The 21,485-nt window shown below is 64.4% G+C and carries 18 protein-coding genes and 4 pseudogenes; 12 read left to right on the forward strand and 10 right to left on the reverse strand.

All coding sequences use genetic code 11. The features are described from left to right. Nucleotides 1-159 precede the first annotated feature (159 nt). From AUL36_RS20975 to AUL36_RS21010, 7 genes and pseudogenes are all read left to right on the forward strand, one after another. Nucleotides 160-873: a GntR family transcriptional regulator gene (locus AUL36_RS20975; protein ID WP_058601972.1), complete on the forward strand. Its 714-nt coding sequence runs from the start codon at nt 160-162 to the stop codon at nt 871-873. After that, nucleotides 873-2,117 (forward strand): UxaA family hydrolase, encoded by a 1,245-nt coding sequence (locus tag AUL36_RS20980; RefSeq protein WP_062223930.1) that lies wholly within the window; start codon nt 873-875, stop codon nt 2,115-2,117. The genes AUL36_RS20975 and AUL36_RS20980 overlap by 1 nt, the downstream gene beginning before the upstream one ends. Nucleotides 2,118-2,228: 111 nt before the next feature. After that, complete coding sequence (locus AUL36_RS20985; RefSeq protein WP_062223932.1) at nt 2,229-3,803, forward strand: GMC family oxidoreductase; 1,575 nt, start codon at nt 2,229-2,231, stop codon at nt 3,801-3,803. A gap of 211 nt (nt 3,804-4,014) precedes the next feature. Beyond that, entirely contained in the window at nt 4,015-4,809 is a 795-nt protein-coding gene (locus tag AUL36_RS20990; protein ID WP_058633951.1) for an SDR family NAD(P)-dependent oxidoreductase, read from the forward strand. Between the two features lie 23 nt (nt 4,810-4,832). Further along, entirely contained in the window at nt 4,833-5,942 is a 1,110-nt protein-coding gene (locus AUL36_RS20995) for a glycerol dehydrogenase (RefSeq protein ID WP_062223934.1), read from the forward strand. A 306-nt stretch (nt 5,943-6,248) separates the two neighbouring features. After that, a pseudogene (locus AUL36_RS21005) lies at nt 6,249-6,686 on the forward strand (DDE-type integrase/transposase/recombinase); the annotation flags it as partial. Between the two features lie 146 nt (nt 6,687-6,832). Then, nucleotides 6,833-8,179 carry a glycoside hydrolase family 28 protein gene (locus tag AUL36_RS21010; protein ID WP_062223940.1) on the forward strand — a complete coding sequence of 449 codons (1,347 nt, stop codon included), beginning with the start codon at nt 6,833-6,835 and terminating at the stop codon, nt 8,177-8,179. Nucleotides 8,180-8,529: 350 nt separating this feature from the next. On the opposite strand, the pseudogene AUL36_RS24750 reads toward AUL36_RS21010, so the two are convergent. From AUL36_RS24750 to AUL36_RS21035, 6 genes and pseudogenes are all read right to left on the reverse strand, one after another. Next, nucleotides 8,530-8,871 (reverse strand): annotated as a pseudogene (locus AUL36_RS24750) (IS481 family transposase); the annotation flags it as partial. A gap of 118 nt (nt 8,872-8,989) precedes the next feature. Further along, entirely contained in the window at nt 8,990-9,949 is a 960-nt protein-coding gene (locus AUL36_RS21015) for a carbohydrate kinase family protein (RefSeq protein ID WP_058633955.1), read from the reverse strand. A 42-nt stretch (nt 9,950-9,991) separates the two neighbouring features. Beyond that, nucleotides 9,992-11,017, reverse strand: a complete 1,026-nt coding sequence (locus tag AUL36_RS21020; RefSeq protein ID WP_058633956.1) for an ABC transporter permease — start codon at nt 11,015-11,017, stop codon at nt 9,992-9,994. Further along, on the reverse strand, nt 11,014-12,585 hold the full coding sequence (locus AUL36_RS21025) for a sugar ABC transporter ATP-binding protein (protein ID WP_062223942.1): 1,572 nt from the start codon (nt 12,583-12,585) through the stop codon (nt 11,014-11,016). Before AUL36_RS21025 ends, AUL36_RS21020 begins: the two co-directional genes overlap by 4 nt. An 80-nt stretch (nt 12,586-12,665) precedes the next feature. Beyond that, on the reverse strand, nt 12,666-13,664 hold the full coding sequence (locus AUL36_RS21030) for a substrate-binding domain-containing protein (protein ID WP_062223944.1): 999 nt from the start codon (nt 13,662-13,664) through the stop codon (nt 12,666-12,668). An 83-nt stretch (nt 13,665-13,747) separates the two neighbouring features. Continuing rightward, nucleotides 13,748-14,659 carry an ABC transporter permease gene (locus AUL36_RS21035; RefSeq protein WP_082655992.1) on the reverse strand — a complete coding sequence of 304 codons (912 nt, stop codon included), beginning with the start codon at nt 14,657-14,659 and terminating at the stop codon, nt 13,748-13,750. A 345-nt stretch (nt 14,660-15,004) separates the two neighbouring features. On the opposite strand from AUL36_RS21035, the gene AUL36_RS24475 reads away from it, so the two are divergent. The 3 genes from AUL36_RS24475 (at nt 15,005) to AUL36_RS21045 (ending at nt 16,742) form a co-directional block, all read left to right on the forward strand. Further along, complete coding sequence (locus tag AUL36_RS24475) at nt 15,005-15,238, forward strand: hypothetical protein (protein WP_062223948.1); 234 nt, start codon at nt 15,005-15,007, stop codon at nt 15,236-15,238. 259 nt (nt 15,239-15,497) lie between these two features. Beyond that, nucleotides 15,498-15,641 (forward strand): DUF1127 domain-containing protein, encoded by a 144-nt coding sequence (locus AUL36_RS23490; RefSeq protein WP_082655989.1) that lies wholly within the window; start codon nt 15,498-15,500, stop codon nt 15,639-15,641. Nucleotides 15,642-15,977: 336 nt separating this feature from the next. Next, on the forward strand, nt 15,978-16,742 hold the full coding sequence (locus AUL36_RS21045) for a YfdX family protein (RefSeq protein ID WP_062223949.1): 765 nt from the start codon (nt 15,978-15,980) through the stop codon (nt 16,740-16,742). 232 nt (nt 16,743-16,974) lie between these two features. Here the strand turns inward: AUL36_RS21045 and AUL36_RS21050 are convergent. Then, nucleotides 16,975-17,142: pseudogene (locus AUL36_RS21050) on the reverse strand (IS3 family transposase); the annotation flags it as partial. A 1-nt stretch (nt 17,143) separates the two neighbouring features. Here AUL36_RS21050 and AUL36_RS24010 point away from each other — a divergent pair. Continuing rightward, nucleotides 17,144-17,269: pseudogene (locus AUL36_RS24010) on the forward strand (IS3 family transposase); the annotation flags it as partial. Nucleotides 17,270-17,680: 411 nt separating this feature from the next. Here the strand turns inward: AUL36_RS24010 and AUL36_RS21055 are convergent. Together AUL36_RS21055 and AUL36_RS21060 are read right to left on the reverse strand one after the other, a co-directional pair. Continuing rightward, nucleotides 17,681-18,073 carry a type II toxin-antitoxin system VapC family toxin gene (locus tag AUL36_RS21055; RefSeq protein WP_062223951.1) on the reverse strand — a complete coding sequence of 131 codons (393 nt, stop codon included), beginning with the start codon at nt 18,071-18,073 and terminating at the stop codon, nt 17,681-17,683. Next, the gene (locus AUL36_RS21060; RefSeq protein ID WP_082655991.1) at nt 18,070-18,384 is read right to left on the reverse strand and encodes an AbrB/MazE/SpoVT family DNA-binding domain-containing protein; all 315 of its coding nucleotides are present in this window, start codon (nt 18,382-18,384) and stop codon (nt 18,070-18,072) included. Before AUL36_RS21060 ends, AUL36_RS21055 begins: the two co-directional genes overlap by 4 nt. A gap of 209 nt (nt 18,385-18,593) precedes the next feature. Between AUL36_RS21060 and AUL36_RS21065 the strand changes: the two genes are divergently transcribed. After that, entirely contained in the window at nt 18,594-19,220 is a 627-nt protein-coding gene (locus tag AUL36_RS21065; protein WP_062223955.1) for a recombinase family protein, read from the forward strand. Nucleotides 19,221-19,547: 327 nt separating this feature from the next. On the opposite strand, the gene AUL36_RS24340 is transcribed toward AUL36_RS21065, so the two are convergent. Then, nucleotides 19,548-21,485 (reverse strand): hypothetical protein (locus AUL36_RS24340; RefSeq protein WP_192843882.1); only part of this gene is annotated, 1,938 nt, incomplete at its 5' end.

Below are 21,485 nucleotides of genomic sequence, written 5' to 3' on the forward strand. Positions count from 1 at the left end.
AAGATGGCCTCCGGCCTCCTGTTCCGACTTCGGCGGCCTCCCGGCGCCGGCATTTCGTCTCTATCGGATTGCGCCTTGCGTCGTCAACCGATATATGAGTTATTGAAGCCAGACTGATGAAGCGAAGTCAACTCCCTCTCCTACACCACGGAAGAGCCCATGAATGCCGGGATCGGCGCCGAGGCTTTGGCGCGCGTGGCGGTTGAAAGACCGACCCAAAAGGCCGAACAGATATATGAGTTGCTGCGGCACTCCATCGTGCGCCTGCACATGGTTCCGGGATCGGTGATCTCGGAAAAGGAGCTCTGCCTGCAATACGGCGTGTCGCGCACCCCGGTGCGGGAGGCCTTGAAACGGCTGGCGGAAGAGGATCTGGTGGACGTGTTCCCCCATTCGGGAACCTATGTCTCGAAGATTTCCTTCGACGTGGCGGAGGAAGGTTTCGTGATCCGCCGCGCGCTGGAGATCGAGAGCATCCGCCGCGCCGTGCGCTTCGTCACCGATGCCGACGTGGCGCGGCTCGACGCGCTGATCGCCGACATGCGCGACATCCTGGCGCGCGAGGCGCTGCACGAATATATCGAGGTGGACGACGCCTTCCATTCGGCCATCGCCGGCATCAGTCACTATCCACGCATCTGGAAGTTCATCAACATGGTGAAGGCGCATCTCGACCGGATGCGCCAGCTCTCCGCGCCCGTGCCGGGGCATCTGGCGGAGGTCACCGAGCAGCACGCCTCGATCGTGCGGGCGCTCGCCCGGCGCAACGCCGACCAGGCCGAACTTGCCATGAAGATCCACCTGGAATCCTCCTTCGCGGTGATGAGCGCGATGTACGAGGAAGGCCGTTATTTCAAACGGAAGGACGTCTGATGCTGGATGTGCCCGCCGGCGCCCCGCGCCTTGCCGACGTCGAGAGCGCCAGCTTCCTCGGCTACAGCCGCGCGGACGGGCGCGTCGGCACGCGCAATTTCATCGCCATCGTCTCTTCGGTGAACTGCTCGGCCACCGTATCGCGGGGCGTGGCGGCGCATTTCGCCTCGCCGGCGGGGCGGCTCGAGCGCTTTCCCCATGTGGACGGCATCGTGGCGATGACGCATGGCGGCGGCTGCGCGGTCAACCTGCACACGGCGGGCTACGACTATCTGACCCGGGTTCTGGCGGGTTATGCCGCCCATCCCAATGTCGGGGCCGTCCTGATGATCGGCCTTGGCTGCGAGACCAACCAGATCCCGCTTCTCCTGCGCAAGCACGGGCTGAGCGAAGGCCCGCTCCTGCGCACTCTGACCATTCAGGGAAGCGGCGGCACGCGGGCGACCATCGCCGCCGGTATCGAGGCGATCGAGGCCATGCTGCCCGAGGTCGACGCCGCGCGGCGCACGCCCCAACCGGCCGGGCACCTGACGCTCGCCTTGTCGGCCGAAGCCTCCGACGACCCGGCCGCCGAGGCCGCGCTCGGCCACGCGGTCGATCTGCTCCTGCGCCAGGGTGGCACGGCCGTGCTGGCGCAGACGCCCGATCTTCTCGACGCCGCCCCCTTGCTCGCTGGTCGCGCCGCCTCGCCCGCCGTGGCCGAACGGCTCGCCGCGCGGATCGAAGACTGGCGCGGCATGAGCGCGCGCGCCGATTTGCCGGACCGGGCTGCCCTTGAAGGCGGGACCGCTTCGGCTGTCTTGACATCGGATCGGGCGCGGCCTTCCGCGCTCGCCAAGGCCGGCGCGTCCCGCTTGGAGGCGGTCTACGACTATGGCGAGCCGATCGCGGCCCGCGGTTTGGTCGTGATGGACACGCCCCGCTACGCGCCGGTGGCGCTGACGGGCCAGATCGCGGGCGGCTGCACCCTGGCCGTTCTGGCGACCGGACGCGGCGGCGCCTCGAGCTGCAAGCCGGTGCCGGTGCTGCGGCTCGCCACCAGCACGCCCTTGTTCGAGCGTATGAACGAGGATCTCGATCTCGATGGCGGAACGGTCGCCTCCGGGCTGGAGACCGTGGAACAGGCCGGGACTCGCATCTTCCGGGCGCTGCTTGCCGCCGCCTCCGGCAAGCCGACCCGCAGCGAGCTCGGCGATTTCGGCGACAACGACTTCGCGCCCTGGCAGGTCGGCGCGGTGATGTAGGCCAGCGTGGGAGTGTTCCCGTCGGGGGAACCGCCTTTTCGAGAACAACAACCGACGGTGCGATGGCGGCGGGACAAGACGAGCCGCCGCGCCCCTTGGGAGGACAAGACGATGACCGAATTGAAGACCAGCTACGACGTCGTGATCATCGGCGCGGGCGTCGGCGGCGGCGCGCTGGCCAATGCCCTGGCCGCGCCCGGCCGCGAGATCCTGATGATCGAGCGAGGCCCGCGTCTGCCGCGCGAGAAGGACAACTGGAGCGTCGACGCCGTCTTCCACAAGAAGAAATACGCGACCAAGGAGGAGTGGCGCGACAAGGACGGCGCTCTCTTCAACCCCAGCACCTACTATTATGTCGGCGGCAACTCGAAATTCTTCGGCGCGGCCACCGTCCGCTTCCGCAAGGAGGATTTCGAGGACCTGCAGCACGAAGCCGGTATCGCCCCCGCCTGGCCCGTTTCCTACGACACGTTCGAGCCCTATTACGCCCGCGCCGAGCGGCTCATGGGCACGCATGGCGAGGCCGGGCTCGACCCGATCGAGCCGCCGCGCTCGGGCCCCATGCCCTATCCCGCGATCGGTCACGAGCCCGAGATCGCCTGGTTCGAGACCAAGCTGCGGCAGAAGGGGCTGCGGCCCTTTCCGCTGCCGATCGCCATCGACTATCACGACGGCGGCGCCTGCGCCCGCTGCCGGACCTGCGACGGTTTCGCCTGCAAGATTGGCGCCAAGGGCGACGCCGAGATGCGCCTCGTCAATCCGGCGCTCGCCAAGGGCGGCGTGACGCTCATCACCGAGGCCTTCGTCCATCGCCTCGTCACCGACCCCTCGGGCGGCAAGGTCACGGCGGTCGAGTTCGATTACCAGGGTGAGCGCCGGACGGTCTCGGCCAAGGTCTTCGTCTCGGCAGCCGGCGCCATCAACTCCTCGGCCCTGCTCCTGCGCTCGCGCAACGACAAGCACCCGAACGGGCTCGGCAACAACACGTCCGACCAGCTCGGCCGCAACTACATGGCCCACAACAACACGGCGATGATGGCGATCTCGCCGTTCAAGAAGAACCGCGTCGTCTTCCAGAAGTCGATGGCGATCAACGACTTCTACCTCGCCAATTCCGAGCGGCCCTATCCGCTCGGCAACGTGCAGGGCCTCGGCAAGCTGCAGGCCGGCATGCTGACCGCGAGCGTCAAATGGGCGCCGGAAAGCATGATGGCGCTGTTTGCCGAACGCTCCGTGGACTGGTGGCTGATGTCGGAGGACCTGCCCGATCCCAACAATCGCGTCAGCCTCGACCCGGACGGCAAGATCCGCCTCGCCTACACCGCCAACAATCTGAAGGCGCATGGCGAGCTGGTGAAGGTCTGGTCGAAGATCATGCGCTCGCTCGGCTATCCCCTGATCGTCACGCAGAAGATGGACATCAAGGTCTCGATGCATCAGTGCGGCACCGCGCGCTTCGGCACCGATCCCGCGACCTCCGTCCTCGACACCAACTGCAAGGTCTGGGACGTCGAGAATCTCTATGTGGTGGACGCCTCCTTCCTGCCGTCCTCGACGGGCTTCAATCCGTCGCTGACCATCGTCGCGCAGGCGCTGCGCACGTCCGAGCAGATCCTGAAGGAGCTCGGCGAGACCATCGCGCTGCCCATGCCGCCGGTGCGCGCGGTCGAGACCGTGCCTGCCTGATCCGACACATACGAAAATCCGACGCCCATCCGGACAGCTCCAGACGCGGGGACCGACGAGCATCTTGCCGTTTCCCGCGACGCCGGCTTCGAGCGATGCGAGGGCGCATCGGCGAGGACCGGCCACGAAGGGGCGGCGAGACGACCCGCCCGGCCGGACCGGCGGACGTTTCGCATGGGCTCATCAACCATCAAGAGGGAGGGAAAACACCATGACGGCCAAGCGTGACTATGCGCGCATGTTCGATCTTACCGGTCGCAAGGCCATCGTGACGGGCGGTTCGCGCGGCATCGGCCGGGCGCTGGCACAGGCGCTGGCGGCGCACGGCGCCGACGTCGCGATCGTCGTGCGCTCGACGCTCGCCCAGGCCGAGGACCTGGCCCGGGAGCTGAACGCCGGAGGGGGCGACAGTTTCGCCATCCAGGCCGACGTCTCCAACCCGGACGACGTCGAACGGCTGGCCGCCGCCGTCGAGGCGCGCTGGGGGCGCGTGGACATTCTCGTCAACAATGCCGGCACGATCTATCCCGGCGACGCCGAGACCTATGCCCTGTCGGACTGGCGGGCGACGATGGCGGTCAATCTCGACGGCGTGTTCCTGGTCAGCCAGGCGATCGGCCGCCTGATGATCCGCCAGAAGTCCGGCTCGATCATCAATATCGGCTCGATGTCCGGGCGCATCGTGAACTGGCCGTTCAAGCACTCGGCCTACAACGTCTCCAAGGCCGCGGTTCACATGCTGACCAAATGCCTCGCCACCGAATGGGCCGAGCACAACATCCGCGTCAACGCCTTGGCGCCCGGCTACATCCTGACCGAACTCACCGAGGAGGTGCTGCGCGAGAACCCGGACGTGGTGAACAACCACTGGGCCAAAAGCGCCGTCCAGAACCGTATCGGCACCGTGGACGAGCTTGCCGGCTCGGTGGTCTATCTCGCCAGCGACGCCTCGTCCTTCACCACCGGCGAAATCCATACGGTCGACGGCGGCCTGACGCTGCGCTGACCCTTTTTCAGGACCACAGGACCATGACTCAACGCGGATACGGCGGCCCCCTTCGCTACGTCCAGGGCCCGGGCGTGACGGCCGATCTGGGGCGCTACCTCGCCCCACTCGGTGATAAGGCGCTGGTGGTGATCGACGGCTTCTTCTGGGACAGGCTGCGCCCGGATCTGGAAAGCGCCCTTGCAGCGTCGGGGGTAGCGGCGGACTTCGTGCGCTTCGGCGGCGAATCCTCCGACGCCGAGATCGAGCGCTGCGTGGCGGCGGGGCGCGCAGCCAGTGCCGCTTCCGTCGTCGGCATCGGCGGCGGCAAGGCGCTGGACACGGCCAAGATCACGGCCTTCGGCATCGGGGCGCGCATCGTCACCGTTCCCACCATCGCCTCGACGGACTCGCCGACGAGTTCGCTCGGCGTCGTCTACTCGCCCGACGGCGTCTACGACCGCGTCGTGCGCTGTGGGCGCAATCCGGACGTGGTGCTGGTGGACAGCGACCTCATCGTCAAGGCGCCGGCTCGCTTCCTGGCAGCCGGCATGGGCGACGCGCTCTCCACCTTCTACGAGGCGCGCTCCAACATCGAGTCGCGCTCCAACAACTATATCGGCGACGGCTACGCCTCCACGGTCGGCGGCTATCAGATCGCCCGCGCCTGCCACGAGGTGCTGATGCGTGATGGGCGGGCGGCCTATGCGGCGGCCAAGGACGGGCGGCTTACCCCGGCGGTCGAGAACATCATCGAGGCGAACACGCTCCTGTCGGGTCTCGGCTTCGAGAATTGCGGCGTCTCGGGCGCACACGGCATCCACGACGCCCTGACCGTGCTGGAGCCGACGCACCATTTCCTGCATGGCGAGAAGGTCGCCTTCGGCGTCCTCTGCCTTCTCGTCCTGGAGAACCGTCCGCCCGCCGAATTCGCGGAAGCCCTGTCCTTCTGCCGCGATCTGGGCCTGCCCACGACGCTCGCCGATCTCGGCTTGGAGACCGTCAGCGCTGCCGATCTCACGCGTGTCGGCGAGGCGGCGATGCTGCCGACCAACGTCATCCACTCGGTTCCCGCCAAGCTCTCGGTCCGGGCGATCGCCGACGCGATTGCGACGGCCAGTCTGCTGGCCAGCCGACCCGCCCCCGCGCCTTAACCGTGGCGGCGGCTTTGTTGCAAAGCAGCGGCCGTTGATGCGAGCTGAGGCTGAGAGATGAGCCAAAGCGTGGCTTGACTGATGAGCGCAGCGTTCAGCGGCCGTCACTTCGCGCCTGACATCATCATTCTTCGCCTGCGCTGGTACTGCCGCTACGCCCGAAGCTGCCGCGACCTCGAGGAGAGGATGCCCGAGCGTCCTCTCCCGGTGGACCATACGACGATCTACAGATGGGTGCAGCACCACGCGCCCGAGCTGGGCCCTCGTGTCCAGCGGTGCAAGCCGCTGTAAACCAAGACATGGTATGTCGACGAGACCTCTATGAAGGTTCGCGGCGAATGGATGTGTCTGTGTCGGGTGATTGGCGAGGGTGGCGAGACACTGAACGTCTACCGCTCGCAAACCCGTACGACGACGGCCGCCAAACAGTTCCTGAGCACGGCCTCGAACCGCTCGCCGCATCATTGCCCGTCCGTCGTGTCGACCGACAAAAGCCGAGCCTGCAACGAGGCGCTTGGCTCGCTGCGCAAGGAACATCGCCTGCCGCCGACCTGCCAGCATCGGCAGGTGACGTTCCTGAACAACAGGCTGGATTGCGATCACGGGAAGCTGAAGCAGCGCATCCGCCCGGTGCGTGGGTTCAAGTCGCCAAAGACGGTCCACAATTCCCTTCATGGGTTCGAAGGGATGCGAATGTTTCGCAAGGCCCAGTTCCGTTCGATGGTCGACAACCTCATAGGCTGATCGGAGGCTCGGTAGATCGGACGGCTGTTTCGGGTCTTCATCGCCTGAAAATTGAATAGAACGGGATCGTTGCAATCAAGCTGGCTGTCCGCCACCGAGCCTCTCGCTCTGGTTGCGGTTTACTCTCTCGGACTGAAGATCCCGTGATGCCGCGTTTCGCTTCCCTGTCAGAATACAACGCTCTCCTGCGCGGAGGTCTGTTGATCGTGGCCGCCCTTTTCGCCTGGAACGTCCAGGCGCAGGATCGCCGCGACGTGCGCGAGCCGTCGCTGCCGACGCAAGTCTGCGCGACCCTGGCGTCCAAAGGCGATGCGGATGACACAGGGCGGATACAAGCGGCTATCGATCGTTGCGAGCCGGGTGCGGCCGTCCGCCTCGTTGCAGCAGCAAGCGACGGACGGTTCGTCAGCCGGCCCCTGCACATGGCATCGGGCGTCACGCTCTGGATCGATCGCGGTGTCGTGCTGGCAGCGACGACGGACCCACTGGCCTATGACCGAGGACAGGGCACCTGCGGCACCATCGCCACCAAGGGGGATGGCTGCGCGCCCTTTCTGTCCTTCTCCCATACGCAGGGCGGCGGCATCGTGGGAGACGGCACGATCGATGGCCAAGGCGGCGCGGTCATGGCCGGCCATCGCGAAACCTGGTGGCAGCTCGCCCGCCGAGCGCAGAACGAAGGGGGCCATCAGAACAATCCTCGCCTGATCGAACTGGAGCAAACCCGCAACGTGACCTTCTACAGGGTAACGTTGCGCAACGCCGCCAATTTCCATGTCGCGCTCAACAAGGTCGAGGGCGCGACCTTCTGGGGTGTCAGGATCGACACCCCTGCCGACGCACGCAACACCGACGGGATCGATCCCGGCGCGTCGCAGGATGTCACCATCGCCCATAGCTTCATTCGCACGGGAGACGACAATATCGCGATCAAGGCCGGCAAGGGCGCGACCCGCTTCGTCTCGATCCTGAACGATCATTTCTACTGGGGACACGGCCTGTCGATTGGGAGTGAGGTCAACGAAGGCGTCAGCGACATCCTCGTCCGCGATGTGACGCTGGACGGCACGACGTCGGGGTTGAGGATCAAGAGCGACGCCAGCCGGGGCGGGTTGGTCACCCGCGTGCGCTACGATGGCGTGTGCTTGCGCGGGAACCGAAAGCCGATCGATTTCGATACGCGCTACGATCCCGGTGTTGGAGGTCAACATATCCCGGTCTATCGCGACATCCTGTTGCACGATGTGAGCGGCACGGATGGGGCGCTGATCCTGCGCGGCTATGACGGCGCTCATCCGCTGCATGTGACGCTGAATGGCGTGCACTTCGCGTCCGATGCAACATGGAATATCGACAACGCGCAATTGTCGGCAGGCCCCGGTGGGGTGTCACCGATCCCCGCAGGCTATGATCTATCCCCCGCTCGCGGGCCAAGCCGAAACTGCGACGCGTCTTGGGTGCCGTTTCCAACGGATCATACCAAAGCGCATTGATCAGACCGGCTTCTCCATTCGCGGTGTCGAGGTCAAGCGCTCCTGAGCGGATGTCTCGCCTCGGCTGATGGGTGATCCCTTGGCTGTCATGCCTCTCTTGGAGGTCGCCCCGGTCAGGCCCTTCCCTGAGGGGATCGGAATCAGCGAGGCGGCTCGATCTGTTGCGCTTGGCTGTCGTGCGAGGGGCATGATCGGCTCAAGAGTCCTATGTGTTCAGTCCCGGCCTCTGATGGATAGGGTTCCGCACCTCGGCAATATCGATGCGGAAGAAGCTCCCTCTCAACGATGCTGCGCATCGTCCGCCTTGCAAGGGATCGGAGAGCGCTTGAAGCGCTGCCAGTTTGGCCTGTCCCTCCCGATGCCAGCAGGCGGGAGATGCCATATCGTTGCAGGCACCGATGCAGCGCGGAGCGCGTCAGATGCGGGAGCGACCGTTGCAGGGCGTAAAGGCTGTCGTCGAGCAGCAGCAACGTGTGGCGTCGGAACGCCACGACCATTGCCTCCTTCCCCTCGGTCAGTGTCGTCGAATGAGGCCTTCAGATCCTCAACGGTTGCCCGTTTCCGCCACTTCGCGACCGCTTCGGGCTGATCCCCGGCTCACGGCTCAGTGTCGCGAACGAAGCTTGCGATCGCTCGGATGCTGCTCGGGCGGCGTGCATGGTCGTGGCGCACCCATGATGGACCTGCCCCATAGTGCCTCTTTCCATTCCAACGAAATGGATCGGACCATCAAACCGTGGGATCAAACACCTAGCCAAGCTGCGGAGTGGGCCAGCAACGATGTTTCTCCTGATGAACGGCTTGTCTTTCTCATGCCGATGGGGCGTGGGCCCGGCGCGGGGCCTCGTTCATGAAGGCAAGCGTCTCATCGAACGAGCGGATGCCAGCGTCGGAACCGAGGCCCGTCGCCACCAGCGCGGCTGAGGCTTGGGCAAAGGCGAGCGCCGTGGAGACATCCATACGGTGGTGGAGCGCGGTGATGAAGCCGGCGTCGAATGCGTCGCCGCAGCCTGTCGTGTCCACGACATCGATCGCATAGGCGGGCTGGTGAACGGTCTCGCCGGAGGCCGCGACGAAGCAGGCGCCGTCGCCGCCAAGCGTGAAGACGCAATGCTTGACGCCGCGCCCAAGAAAGAAGCCGGCGGCCGATGGCACGTCGGCAGCCCCCGAAATGTCGCGCGCTTCCTCAATGGAGGGCATGAAATAGTCGATATGGGGCAGGAGCGGCTCGATCAGCGATAGGGTCTGCGGACCGGCGCCCAGAAGATCGAAGGTCACGGTGCGGCCGCGCCGCTTGGCTTCGGCCAGAAGCCGCGCGCTCGGCGCGCCGTCGAGCTTGGCGAGGAGCCCGGTGCCGCCGAGATGGATGATCGCTGGCGCGAGCACGGCGTCGAGCGCGGCGTCGGCCACCTCGAAATGGTCCGAAGCGCCGCGCGCGTGGAGGGCCGGGCGGCTGCCGTCGCGGCGGATGTTGAGGATCGTCGCGGAGGTCGGCACGCCCTGAAGCTGCTGCATCTGGCTCGTGTCGACGCCGAAGCGCCGGAGCGTGGCGAGCACGAAGTCGGCCTTCTCGTCGTCGCCGACCGCACCCACCGCAAGGCAGTTCAGGCCCAGCTTGGCGAGATCGATCACCGTGCCGCCCGCCGTTCCCGCGACGGTCAGGCGAATCTCGTCGATGAAGGCGACCTGCCCGCCGGGCGGAATGGCGTCCACCGGGCGGCCGAGGACGTCGAGGATGTAGAGACCGATCACGGAGACGTCGTGCGACATGGAAGCGCCTTTGGGAACGGGAAGGAAGGAGAGAACCGTGCGTCAGCCGCGCTGGCTGAACGCGAAGATCGTGCCGGCAAGGAGGATGAAGCCGCCGACGATGGCGAGCTGCAGCGTGCTCGGGATGCCGACGAAGATCAGGACATTGCTGACGAGCGTGATGAGGAAGACGCCGAGCAGCGTGCCGACGACGCTACCCGAGCCGCCGGTGATGCGCGCGCCGCCCAGCACCACGGCGGCGATCACGTCAATCTCCATGCCCGCCAGGTCGAACGGGTTGGCGAGCCGGTTGGAGGCGACGTGGACGACGCCCGCAATCCCCGCCAGAAGCCCGGCATAGGCGAAGACGAAGACGCGCACCCGGAAGAGACTGATGCCCAGGCGCTCGGCGATCCCCGGATTGCCGCCAACCGCGAAGACCGCGCGGCCCATCAGCGTGCGCTCCAAGACGAACCACGTGACGAGAGCGGCAACGAAGAGAACGAGGACGCTCGCCGGCAGGATGGAGATGCCGCCGCCCGGCGCGGTGTGGGTGTAGAGCGAGGCCCGGCCGAAGACGTCCATGGCCGTCGGAATGTTCATGAACAGCGCCGTCCCGACGAAGGTCAGGAGGAAGCTGCGGATAATGTACTGGGTGCCGATCGTCACGATCAGTGAGGGCGCCTTCAGCGTGTGGACCAGGACACCGTTGGCCGCGCCGAGCAGCGCGCCGCCGCCCGCCGCCAGGAGGAAGAAGACCACGAGCGGCATGTCGGGCGCGTGGTTCGTCGCCAGCATCGTCAGCGCGTACATCATCAACGCGGCGATCGCGGTGAAGGACACGTCGATCCCGCCTGCCGCGAGCACGACCAGAACGCCCATCGCAAAGAGGCCGCGCACCACGGAAGCGCGCAGGACGTCGAAGAGGTTGTTGACCTGGAGGAAGTCCGGGTTGGCGATCGTCACCGCGACCGAGGTGAGGATGACGAGGAGAAGCGTGAAAAGCTCGGGCCGGCGGACCATGCGGTCGAAGACGCGGGAATGCCAGGCGTCGCCCCGTGCCGGCGGGGCCGATGCGATCTCGGTCATGCGTCGAGTCCTTCTCCGGCGGATGCGAGCGAGCGGTAGATCGTGTCCTCGCTCCAGTCCTCGACGGGCCGCTCGGCCACGACCCGGCCCTGGCGCATGACCGCGATCCGGTCACAGTTCTGAAGGAGTTCGGGCAGGTCGTCGCTGATGATGATGACGGCCATGCCGCCGTCGGCGAGCCGCTGGATGATGCGGAAGATCGTGTCCTTCGAGCCGACATCGACGCCCACGGTCGGCCCGTGCAGGATCAGGAGGCGCGGCTCGATGGTCAGCCAGCGTCCGATCAGGACGCGCTGCTGGTTGCCGCCCGATAGCGACTGGACGGGAAGGACGACGTTGGGCGTGGCGACCTGGAGGTCGGCCACCGTCGTCTCGGCGAGCTTTCGCGCCCGCCGCCCGCTGATGATGCCGAGCGCGCCGCGCAGGCGGTCCAGCACCGGCAGGGTGATGTTCTCCTCGATGGATTTTTCGAGGAAGAGCCCCTCGGTCAGCCGGTCCTCCGGCACGTAGCCGATGCCGGCCTCGATGGCCCCCGCGGGCGTGCGCAGCTCCAGCGCCGCGCCGCCGAGGCGGATATGCCCGCTGCGGGCGGGCCGGACGCCGGCCAGCGCGAGGGCGAGTTCGTTGCGCCCGGAATCGGCAAGGCCCGTGAAGCCGAGGATCTCGCCGCGCCGAAGCGAGAAGCACACGTCGCGGAAGGCGTCGCCCCCCAGGGCTTGGACATCCAAGAGCGTGTCGCCGAGTTTGGGCTCGGTGCGATAGCGCGCCTCGCTGATCTCGCGGCCCGTCATCCAGTGCATGAACTCGGCCTTGGAATGCTCGGCGACATCGAGCTCGGCCACCTTGCGCCCGTCGCGCATGATGATGGCGCGCCCACCGATCGCCTTGCACTCCTCGAGCTTGTGCGTGACGAAAAGAACCGCGACGCCGCCCGCGCGCAGCCGCTCGACGACGCGCAGGAGGTTGTCCACCTCCTGGCGCGTCAGCGAGGTCGTCGGCTCGTCCATGATGACGAGCCGCGCGTCGGCGGCCACCGCCCGCGCGATGGCGACGAGCTGGCGGGTGGCGAGCGGCAGTGTGTCGGTGCGCCGGGAGAGGAAGTCGCGGTCCGTCGGCAGCTGCACCTTGGCAAGCGCGGCCCGCGCCGTCTCGCGCAGCGCCCCCATGTCGAGCCGGCGGGCGAGATGGCCATCGGCGGCGACGAGCTGCCCGGTAAAGGCGACGTTCTCGGCAACGGAGAGATTGGGAAGGAGGGAGAGGTCCTGGTAGACCGTCTCGATCCCGGCGCGCAGCGCGCCGATCGGGCCGATGTCGCCCGCCCGCTCGCCGGTCGGTGTGCCATCCACGAGGATCTGGCCCTCGTCGGCGGCCTGCGCGCCCGAGATGATCTTGATCAGCGTTGACTTGCCACAGCCGTTCTCGCCCATCAGATGGTAGACGCGGCCTGCCTCGATCACGAGGTCCACTGCCTTCAGCGCGTGGACGCCACCGAAGGATTTGCGCACGCCCCGGATTTCCAGAAGCGGAGGGGCGGCGTCGGCCGGTCGCGGCGCGGAGACGACGGACATGATGACATCCTGATGGAAACGGGGCTGCTCCGGGGCCGCCGAGACCCCGGAGCGGTCGAAAGACGCGTTCGCGCCGGGGCTTAGAACGGGTAGTTCTTGTAGGAGGCCTTATCGACATCGACCCAGGCCTCGCCCTGAACGATGACGCCCTTGCCGGGGCCCTTCTTCACCGACACCTTGTTATAGCCGGGAACGCCCAGATCCATGCCGTCGGTGACTTCCTTGCCGTCGAGCACCATGTTGGCGACGACGTTCATGACGTAGCCGGCATCCTTCGGATCCCAGAAGAAGATCTCGTCCACCGCGCCGGTTTCGAGATAGGGGCCGGTGTCCTTGGGCAGGCCGAGGCCATAGACGCAGGTCTTGTCCTGCAGGCCTGCCTCTTCCACCGCGCGGCCGATGCCGATGACGTCGATCGCCGACGAGCCCTGGAAACCCTTGATGTCGGGATAGCGGCGCAGGATCTCCTTGGCCTTCTCATAGGCCTTGTTGGCGTCGTTGAAGGACTCGTTCTTGGCGGCGACCAGTTCCATGCCCGGATACTTCTTGGCGTTCTCGGCGCCTGCATCCACCCATTGATTGTGCGTCAGGCTGCCGAGCGAGCCGACGAAGCTCGTCCACTTGCCGGACTGGCCCATGCAGGCCGCCAGCTTCTCGTTGATGCGTCGGCCGAAAGCCGCGTTGTCGAAGGCCTCGATATCGACGGCGGTGTTGACCAGGCTGTCGCCCTCGTGGGTGATGACCTTGATGCCACGCTGTCCGGCGCGGCGCAGCACGCCTTCCAGCGCCGCCGGGTCCATCGGCACCACGGCGATGGCCGAGACGTTCTTGGCAACCAGATCCTCAATGATGCGGCCTTGCTGGGCGGCGTCCGCCTTGGCCGGGCCGATCTGGCTTGTCGCGACGTTCGTATGCTCGGCGCCGTAGGCGTCGACACCCTGGTTCATGCGGGTGAACCAGTTCTCGCCCGTCACCTTCACGACGGTGACGATCGTCGGCTTGTCCTGGGCCGTGGCCGCGCCGGCGCAGAGGGTCAAGCCGAGCGCCGTGCAGGCGGCGAGCTTGGATAGAATGGTCATATGGATCCTCCCATTGGATATGAAGTGCGGGCGCGCCTTTCCTGCCTCGTCTCCCGGCAGGGATGGCGCGCTGTTCCGGCGTGTCAGCGGCTCGGCTGGAGCCAATAGCCGAAGTCGAACCTGGCGAAGGCCAGAAGAGCGAGGAGCAGAAGTCCCCAGGCGAGATCCCGAAAGAAGTTCGAGATGTCCATGAAGTTGAAGAGGCTGGACAGGATCTGCAGGGCCGTTGCCGCCAGAAGCACGCAGCCGACCTTGCCGTAGCCGCCCTCCGGCTTCACCCCGCCCATCACCGCGATCAGGATCGCGATCAGAACGTAGGAGCCGCCGTAATCCCACTTCACCGAGGCATTGCGGGCGGCAATGACGATGCCGGCAATCGAGGACAGGAGGCCACTCGCCGTATAGGTCAGAACGATCATCCGACGCTCGGCGATGCCGCCGTAGCGCGCAGCCTTGGGGTTGCTGCCGAGCAGCATCAGGCGCACGCCGAAGGGCGTGAAGCGCAGGACGAAGCCGATGATCGCCGCGACCACGAGGAACAGCGCGAAGCAGATCGGCATGCCCAGCACCGGCGAGTTGCCGAAGTCGTCGAGCGGCGGGATATAGCCGAGGCTCAAGGCGGAGCCGTTGGTCAGGAACACCGCGATGCCGGTGAACAGGAGCTGCGTGCCGAGCGTTGCGATCAGCGGTGTCAGGCGGCCATGGGCGATCACCAGTCCGTTCGCCAGCCCCCCGACAAGGCCGATGAGAAGTGCAATCCCGGCAAAGCTCCAAGAGAAGAGTTCGGGCGCGGCGTCGGGGGACACGAAGAGCTTGGCCAGCATCAAAGCGCCAATGCCCGACAGGTTGGCCAGCGCGATGCCCGAGAGATCGATGCCGCCGTTGCCCGAAGTCATGGCCAGCATCACGCCGAAGGCGAGGAGGCCGAGTTCGGGGACCTGCGCGGCCATCGATTGAAGATTGTAGCTATCGATGAAATTAGCGCCGGCCATCATCGCGCCCGCCGTCAAGAGGACGACGTTGAGCAAGCCGAGAAAAACGCCTTGGCGATCAAAACTGCGAAGCAAATCGCACCTCCCGTACGATCTTGTCTCGAAACGTGACCCATCCGCTTGACGGACCGGTCTCCCTCACGTTCCAATTTTTGACATCTGTCACAAAAAAATGTCTAATGTCAATTCATCCTGACAGCAGGATAGGCATGGCTTCCGTCAAGCTGGAAACCAGTAAGCGTCGAGCGTTTCGACGCCCTCGAACCGAACTTATGTTCGTCTCGCCGCTAAAGGATTCCAGGGATCCCGCCTTCTGGGAGGCGGCTTCGTGTCTTCGCAGGACCCCGAATGCGTTGGAGCCAAAGGCCGATTGCGGCGAAGTTCGATACGGTTGCGCGGCGGGTTGATGACAGCATCGTCGAACATCACCACCCTGCGAGAGCGGGCAACGAGGCGACTGCTTGGACATTCCTGGCCGCGATCGTCGAGCGCAGTTCATGGCGCGCGCGATCTGTCGGCCAGAGCCGTCTCGGCCCGGACGCGATCGAGAAGCAAGCGGGTCCTGCCGCCAACTTCTTATAAGCGCTGAAATGATGCGAAAACGGCAAATGCCTTGCGCCTGAGTAAGGCCGTTCCAAGACATCCATGGTGCCAAACGGGGGCGATCCGTGCGTCCCTCGCATGTCGGACGTGCAGGTACTCGATAGCGAAGGGTTGCAAAGCTCCTCTTCGAGCTTTGCGCTACTGCCCAATGAGCGGGAGGCGTAATTTCTGCCCATCGGAAGAACAGGAACACGCCGGCCACCACCGATGAGAGGCCGGGCACGAAAGGCAAGACATCATGTCCCTCGCTCGCTCCTTCAGCACCTGGCGCCAGTACCGCAACACGGCCGCCGAGCTGAACCGTCTCTCGCAGCGCGAACTCGCCGACCTCGGCATCGCACGCGGCGATATCCAGGCCATCGCCCGTCAGGCGGTCCGCTAAGAGTTTCCCCCCCTTTCGCTTCAGCTGGTCCTCCCCCACCTGAAGCGGACTGGCCGAGAGGTTCCTCCCACCCCTAGGCTTCTCTCAAACGCCCTTGCCGGTCCTCCCCCGGCAGGGGCGTTTTTCGTTGCGGGCCGACAGAGCCCGGCGCGGGCAGAGGTAGTACAACCCACCGTATTTTTGTCAGACGAACTATCACTGCTTCGAACATCATTTAATGCAACGGTAATGAAACCTGCCTTTCGGCAATTTGTTATTCTCCTGAACTCGATGGCCGCGGAATATCTGGCCGCAACGGAGTAATATTGAGTTCAATTCAAAAATAGGAGAAGCATCATGAAAGCGTATCAGGTCATCGCTGCCTTTCTACTTGCCAGTACCGCCGTTGGCGGCGCCTATGCCGCCGACCAGGCCGCCAAGGCCGAGCCCGCCGGTGTTGTCGCGGCGGAAAAGACGGCGGACAAGGATGTCGGCAAGCTGTCCAAGGATGGAGCCCTGGCCTTTCGTGACATGAACGAAGCCCGTTTGGCGATTTTCAACGCTGACCCCAAGGATGCCAAGACCCTGATCGACAAGGCCGAGACGGCCATCGAGAAGGCCAAGACCGACGATGCGGTGTTCTGGAAGGCCGAGAACAAGCTCGACGCCAAGCTGAACCGGATCGCCGAAAAGACCAAGGGCGCAGCCAAGACCGCAACCGATGATGCGACGCAGACGGTCGCCTGGTTGCCGATCGACGGCCAGCTCGTGCTGGGCGAGGATTTCGTGGCAACCCCTGAAAAAGCCGCGGCGATCAAGAAGGCCAACGAGAGCGTCCAGAAGGGCGACCGCAAGGGCGCGCTGGAAACGCTGAAGCTGGCCGACGTGGATGTCAGCTTCTCCATGGCCGTGCTGCCGCTGGACAAGACAGCCAGCGATATCAGCGAGGCAGCCAAGCTGATCGATGGCGGCAAGTTCTACGAGGCGAATGCGGTGCTCAAGCGGACGGAAGACCGGATGCGCTTCGACGTCGTGGATGTGAACGCCATGCCGGTGGCCGCTCACCAGGGCAAAGTTGATGCCAAGGAGACCACCTCTTCGACGGCCACGACAACCAAGTAACTTTCCCCTTGCGAAGCCGAGCTTCTCCCGGCTCTCGCAAAGGAGCCGAAGAGTCCGATCCTTTTCGGCGTCCCTCCCAACGCCCTTGCCGGTTTTTCTCCGTCGGCAGAGGTGCCTTTCGAGAGGCGAAGACGGATGGCTCGACAGATACGAGAAGGCCGTTGAGGATATCACCCAACGGCTGCAGCATCTCGTAAGTGGGTTTTCCTCTTTTAATTGGAGAAGCCTGTGTTCAGCATGACGCGGTTCTTTCGAACTGCGCGGATCTGCTGACATCGAGCGCGGAATGGCGCCGGACGGGGTTGTAGAAGCCGTCGATAGTGTGGGCAATGGCCTGCTCGGCCTTGGCTCTGGTATAGAAGACGGTTCGCAAAACGAGCTCGGATTTGATGGTCTTGAAGAACCGCGCCCGGGCGAACGCCGCCATCGGCCGCACCATCGACGGCTTCTACAACCCCGTCCGGCGCCGTTCCGCGCTCGACGTCATCAGCCCGCTTCAGTTCGAGAGGCAGGCCGTACAACACTGAAAACGCTCTCCACTTTCTCAGGGCAAGTCCAGTTTTTTCTGACTTCGCTTACCAGCGTGAGCCTGGCTGCGTCTGGTCAAGGCAACGGTCATGTCGGCAATGGAATGGGCAACGGCTCCGGTTCCGGTATCGGACGCGGCGGCCAGCCTGAGCGCGACGGGAACGTGCGCCACCGTTCCACTGGCCTTGGTTGTCGGAAGACCTGACGACGCGGATGCCGGGGCTTGCAGAGATCATATGCTCGCAGAACCTAGCCTGTGAGAGTGAAGTAACGGCATGGCAGAACGATCTGCTACCCTGACGTGGTTCTCGGTAGAACCCCGCGTGCCTTCTCCGGCGCCTCGCAACGAGAGATTGAGGTGCCAATTACTCCTGACTGCGGGGCGACACGCTCAAACTTGAAATCAGAACCTAGCGAATAACGCGAACTGACACCGCAACGGTCCCGGCCAATTCCGACCATACGCGATCGGCCGTGACCGCTGGCAAACCGAGCTTGCCAGCCAAAGCCAGACAACTCCGATCCCCCAAACTCAATCCCTTCACCCTGGTATGTTCGGTTAACTCGGCCGAGGCCTCGGCGTCTTCCATGGAATGAGGATAGCATTCGAGATTGAGGGATTGGATCGTTAATCTGGCGTGCCGCGAGGTCATGCCTTTCGCGAGAAGTTTAACCAAAAGCTCCTGCACGTTCACCGCGGAAATGATGGCTCGACCTTCGAGCAGCGTTGCAACCTCATCACCACCTGGCTCTTGCAGAAGAAAGGCAAGAACGGCGGATGTGTCGAGAACGGATGCACTCACTTGCTTTCGGGCTCCGGCTGGCTGGCCATCTGACCATCCTCGAACTCTTTAGCGGCTTCGGCGCGGCGCTCAGCTATGAACTCGTCTACGACCCCATCCCCATTTGGAATGTACTGGCGAACGAGTTCCTGAGCACGCCTCAGGGAACGTCTCAGAGTGGTGACCTCAACCTCGCCATTCTCCTTTTCGATAAAGACGAGTTTTCCTCCTCCTTCCAACTCCAAGCGCGCACGTATGGCAGATGGAAGATTCATGCGACCGTTTGCGGCAACAGGAACAACGTGTCTATGGTCCATTTCGGAAAGCCTCATCCTAGATCCATAACGGGATTAACTTTATCCATTGCACGATATCGCTGCAAAGGGTGAGAAACATAAAATAAGGTAGAATACGCCGTCGATTTGTGTTCAAAAATGATCGTTTAAGGACAGGCTCCGCAGAGCCTGATCAGAAACCAGCTATCCGTTGTATCGGACATGCCCTATAAGATCGCGACGTATAAGGTCGTTTTCGAGGTTCGATGTCCCGAACTTTTGCCTATGTCCGCGTGTCCACCCACGGGCAGACCACCGAAAACCAGATCGGCGAGATCAAAGTCGCCGGCTTCGACGTCCATGCCCGCCGCGTCGTCTCCGAAACCGTCTCCGGATCGGTCGCCACCAAGGAGCGCGAGGGCTTCACGCGTCTTCTGGACCGGATGGAGGAAGGGGATGTTCTCGTCGTCACCAAGATGGATCGTCTCGGCCGCAACGCGATGGATGTGCGCACCACGGTCGAGACGTTGGCCGAGATGGGCGTGAAGGTTCATTGCCTGGCGCTGGGGGGTGTGGACCTCACCAGCTCGACGGGCCGTATGACTATGAGCGTCATCAACGCGGTGGCGGAGTTCGAGCGCGATCTTCTGATCGAGCGCACCCATGCGGGCCTGATCCGGGCCAGGGAACAGGGCAAGGTGCTGGGCCGTCCGCGCAGTTTGACGGATGCCCAGAAGCAGGTGGTCCGTGAGAAGCTGGGGGAGGGGGCGTCGGTCTCCAAGCTCTCACGCGACTATGGCGTCAGCCGGCAGACGATCCAGCGGGCGCGGGATGAGGGAAAGGGCCGAGCTAATCCCGCCGCAAAAGATGAGGACGTTGCAGCTCCTTCTTAGCGCTCGGGGAAGCGATGGCCGCATGTCGGCTTTGCGCCCGTTTCCGCCGCCCAACCGCCCCGAAGCTAAACCCGAAAGACGACATTCGTTCACGTAGCGGCGTTCAGCACAACAGTGAACTGCCGTTCGTCACCCTCAAATGGGGCTTGCTTCAAGAACTGCCGTCTTCTCGAGCCCCTCAGCAACATCGCGCGCTCCAACGCGGAAGCTGCCGATTAGGCTCATCTCGAGGCCGCCCCCTTGCCGCGTACGACACAAACCCATCAGCCTCCGAAACCTGGAACGGCTCAGGCCCAATCTACACCCCCGCAGAATACGTCCGTATCCCTAGGCCGCTAGGAAGGACGTCTCTTCCTGGTAGACGAAGCGACGGGAGAGGCAGCGAGTGTCCTGTTGCGGCCCTCGCGTGAGCTCTAGGGTAAGTAGGCTGTCCGTCGCGAATGCTGGGCTCAGCTCTAGTCGTAGATACTCAAAAAGGTGCCGATCATGCACCGCGACGATGATCTGGCGCCCGTGCTCCTTCGAAAGTGTGCGGAGAAGAGCAGCGAGATGGGCGATGTGCACGTCGTCCATCGACTGCACAGGATCGTCGAGGATAAGCCACGGCAGCGTCTTGGGCACCGATAGGTGGAGCGACAAGAAGAGCGTCAGCGCGGCCGTATTGAGGTTGCCTGCGCTGAGCATCGCCCCAGGCGTGCCCCCATTAGCGCCTCCGTCGCGGTGGTCGGTTACCAGCCGCGGCTGGATTCGCTGCGTGCCCGCATCCGGGATCCGGAAGGCAGGAATAAACGGCTCTCCTGGCGCCAGCCGCATGAAGAGGTCGCGCCAGAGGCGGTTCAGCCGATCGTTGAACTCACGACGGATGATGCCAGAGCGGATGGCATCGACGGCCTCGCGGATCTTGTTGCCCTGTGTCCGAATCGCGGTCGCACGCTTCTGAGCCCCAACAACCTTCATCAGCTCGGCCGCGTTCTTCGCGCTGGTCTCCGCGAGGCTGTTCCGACGAATGTGCAGCGACTTGATTGCGGAAAGCGCCTCTCGTGCGGACCGGCGGGCAGCGAGACGATCATCTAGCCATCTCGATCGGGTCTGCAGTAGCTGATCGATCCGTTCCCCGGCGGCGGCTGGGTCTTCGCCGTCCGCAACTGGATCGGTGCCGATGCTGGAAGCGAACTCCGACAGCGTCTGCCGGGCGGCTGTTAGGACGACGCTCTGCGATTGCGCCTGGGTGACCGCGCGTTTCGCGGCGACATCGGCGGCACGGAGCTGGGCTCCTTGCTTTAGGATGTCGCTCATGTCCGCGAGTTCGAGCCGCGCCGTATCAATGGCGGCTGACGTACGATCGAGCTCGGCAAGTGAGCGCTCGTCCAGGACTGACTGCTGTAGCGCTGCGATCTCCCTGTCAAGCCGATCGACCAGCGTCTGCGCCTCCGTCCGCGTACGGCCGAGGTCGAGCAGACGCTGTGCCGAGGACGAAAGCTGGCGCACCTTTCCATGGACGTGTTCCACCAGACTTCCGTGTTCGACCTCTGCATAGTCGCGGTCGCACACGGGGCAGGTCTCGCCGTCGATGAAGCCCGTCAGTTCAGACAATATGGATGCGAGGCCACCCGCTGCCGCAGGGATGCCGGCCATGTCGGCGTCAATCGCTCGGACACGCAATCGACCGGCCTCGACTTCCTCGTTTGCCTTCGCGAGGCGCGACGAGTCCGTCTGGGCTTTGGTGCGTCTGAGGGCCGCCTGCTGACCTCTCGTCGTCAGATGTCGCAGTGTCTCTTCAGCGAAGACCGCCATGTCGCTGGAAATTGTGATGTCCGGCAGCACCGCCTCGACGCGGGCACGGAGCGCCGCGTACCGATCGCCGTTTATGGCATCCCACTCTTGGTAGGCCGAAGCTGGATCTACAGCTTCACCATGCTGACGGGGCGATCCCGTCTGCTGGCGCCCTGCAGCGTCGATCTCGCGACGAATAGAACCGAGCTGCCGGCTTCGGTCGGTGACGATGGCGAACTCGCGTTCGTCGTCGGCGGGCATGAAGGCGGTGGCGAGGATGTCGAGCTGACCGTCGTCGAGTTCGAGCTGCAGATCAAGCTTCGTCGCCGCCTCGCGGACCTGTTCCATTTCAACGCCGATATCCTCGGCGATCTTGAGGAAAGTCTGCCGGTCCTCACTCTCGATCTTCTCAAGCCGTTCCTTTTCGAATTCGTTGTCCGCCCACCCCTCCACGATTTTCCGCACGTTGCGGACGTCGCCGAGCGGCTTTAA

It is taken from the genome of Aureimonas sp. D3 (assembly GCF_001463805.1).
Lineage (GTDB): Bacteria > Pseudomonadota > Alphaproteobacteria > Rhizobiales > Rhizobiaceae > Aureimonas > Aureimonas ureilytica_A.

What these genes read in the sequence shown, in the direction of transcription:
- AUL36_RS20985 (WP_062223932.1), top strand. Translation starts at nt 2,229, where the DNA reads ATGACCGAATTGAAGACCAGCTACGACGTCGTGATCATCGGCGCGGGC.
- AUL36_RS20980 (WP_062223930.1), top strand. Translation starts at nt 873, where the DNA reads ATGCTGGATGTGCCCGCCGGCGCCCCGCGCCTTGCCGACGTCGAGAGC.
- AUL36_RS21035 (WP_082655992.1), bottom strand. Translation starts at nt 14,659, where the DNA reads ATGATGGCCGGCGCTAATTTCATCGATAGCTACAATCTTCAATCGATG.
- AUL36_RS21025 (WP_062223942.1), bottom strand. Translation starts at nt 12,585, where the DNA reads ATGTCCGTCGTCTCCGCGCCGCGACCGGCCGACGCCGCCCCTCCGCTT.
- AUL36_RS21060 (WP_082655991.1), bottom strand. Translation starts at nt 18,384, where the DNA reads ATGAGGCTTTCCGAAATGGACCATAGACACGTTGTTCCTGTTGCCGCA.
- AUL36_RS24475 (WP_062223948.1), top strand. Translation starts at nt 15,005, where the DNA reads ATGCGTTGGAGCCAAAGGCCGATTGCGGCGAAGTTCGATACGGTTGCG.
- AUL36_RS21030 (WP_062223944.1), bottom strand. Translation starts at nt 13,664, where the DNA reads ATGACCATTCTATCCAAGCTCGCCGCCTGCACGGCGCTCGGCTTGACC.
- AUL36_RS23490 (WP_082655989.1), top strand. Translation starts at nt 15,498, where the DNA reads ATGTCCCTCGCTCGCTCCTTCAGCACCTGGCGCCAGTACCGCAACACG.
- AUL36_RS20990 (WP_058633951.1), top strand. Translation starts at nt 4,015, where the DNA reads ATGACGGCCAAGCGTGACTATGCGCGCATGTTCGATCTTACCGGTCGC.
- AUL36_RS21045 (WP_062223949.1), top strand. Translation starts at nt 15,978, where the DNA reads ATGAAAGCGTATCAGGTCATCGCTGCCTTTCTACTTGCCAGTACCGCC.
- AUL36_RS20995 (WP_062223934.1), top strand. Translation starts at nt 4,833, where the DNA reads ATGACTCAACGCGGATACGGCGGCCCCCTTCGCTACGTCCAGGGCCCG.
- AUL36_RS21065 (WP_062223955.1), top strand. Translation starts at nt 18,594, where the DNA reads ATGTCCCGAACTTTTGCCTATGTCCGCGTGTCCACCCACGGGCAGACC.
- AUL36_RS21010 (WP_062223940.1), top strand. Translation starts at nt 6,833, where the DNA reads ATGCCGCGTTTCGCTTCCCTGTCAGAATACAACGCTCTCCTGCGCGGA.
- AUL36_RS21015 (WP_058633955.1), bottom strand. Translation starts at nt 9,949, where the DNA reads ATGTCGCACGACGTCTCCGTGATCGGTCTCTACATCCTCGACGTCCTC.
- AUL36_RS20975 (WP_058601972.1), top strand. Translation starts at nt 160, where the DNA reads ATGAATGCCGGGATCGGCGCCGAGGCTTTGGCGCGCGTGGCGGTTGAA.
- AUL36_RS21020 (WP_058633956.1), bottom strand. Translation starts at nt 11,017, where the DNA reads ATGACCGAGATCGCATCGGCCCCGCCGGCACGGGGCGACGCCTGGCAT.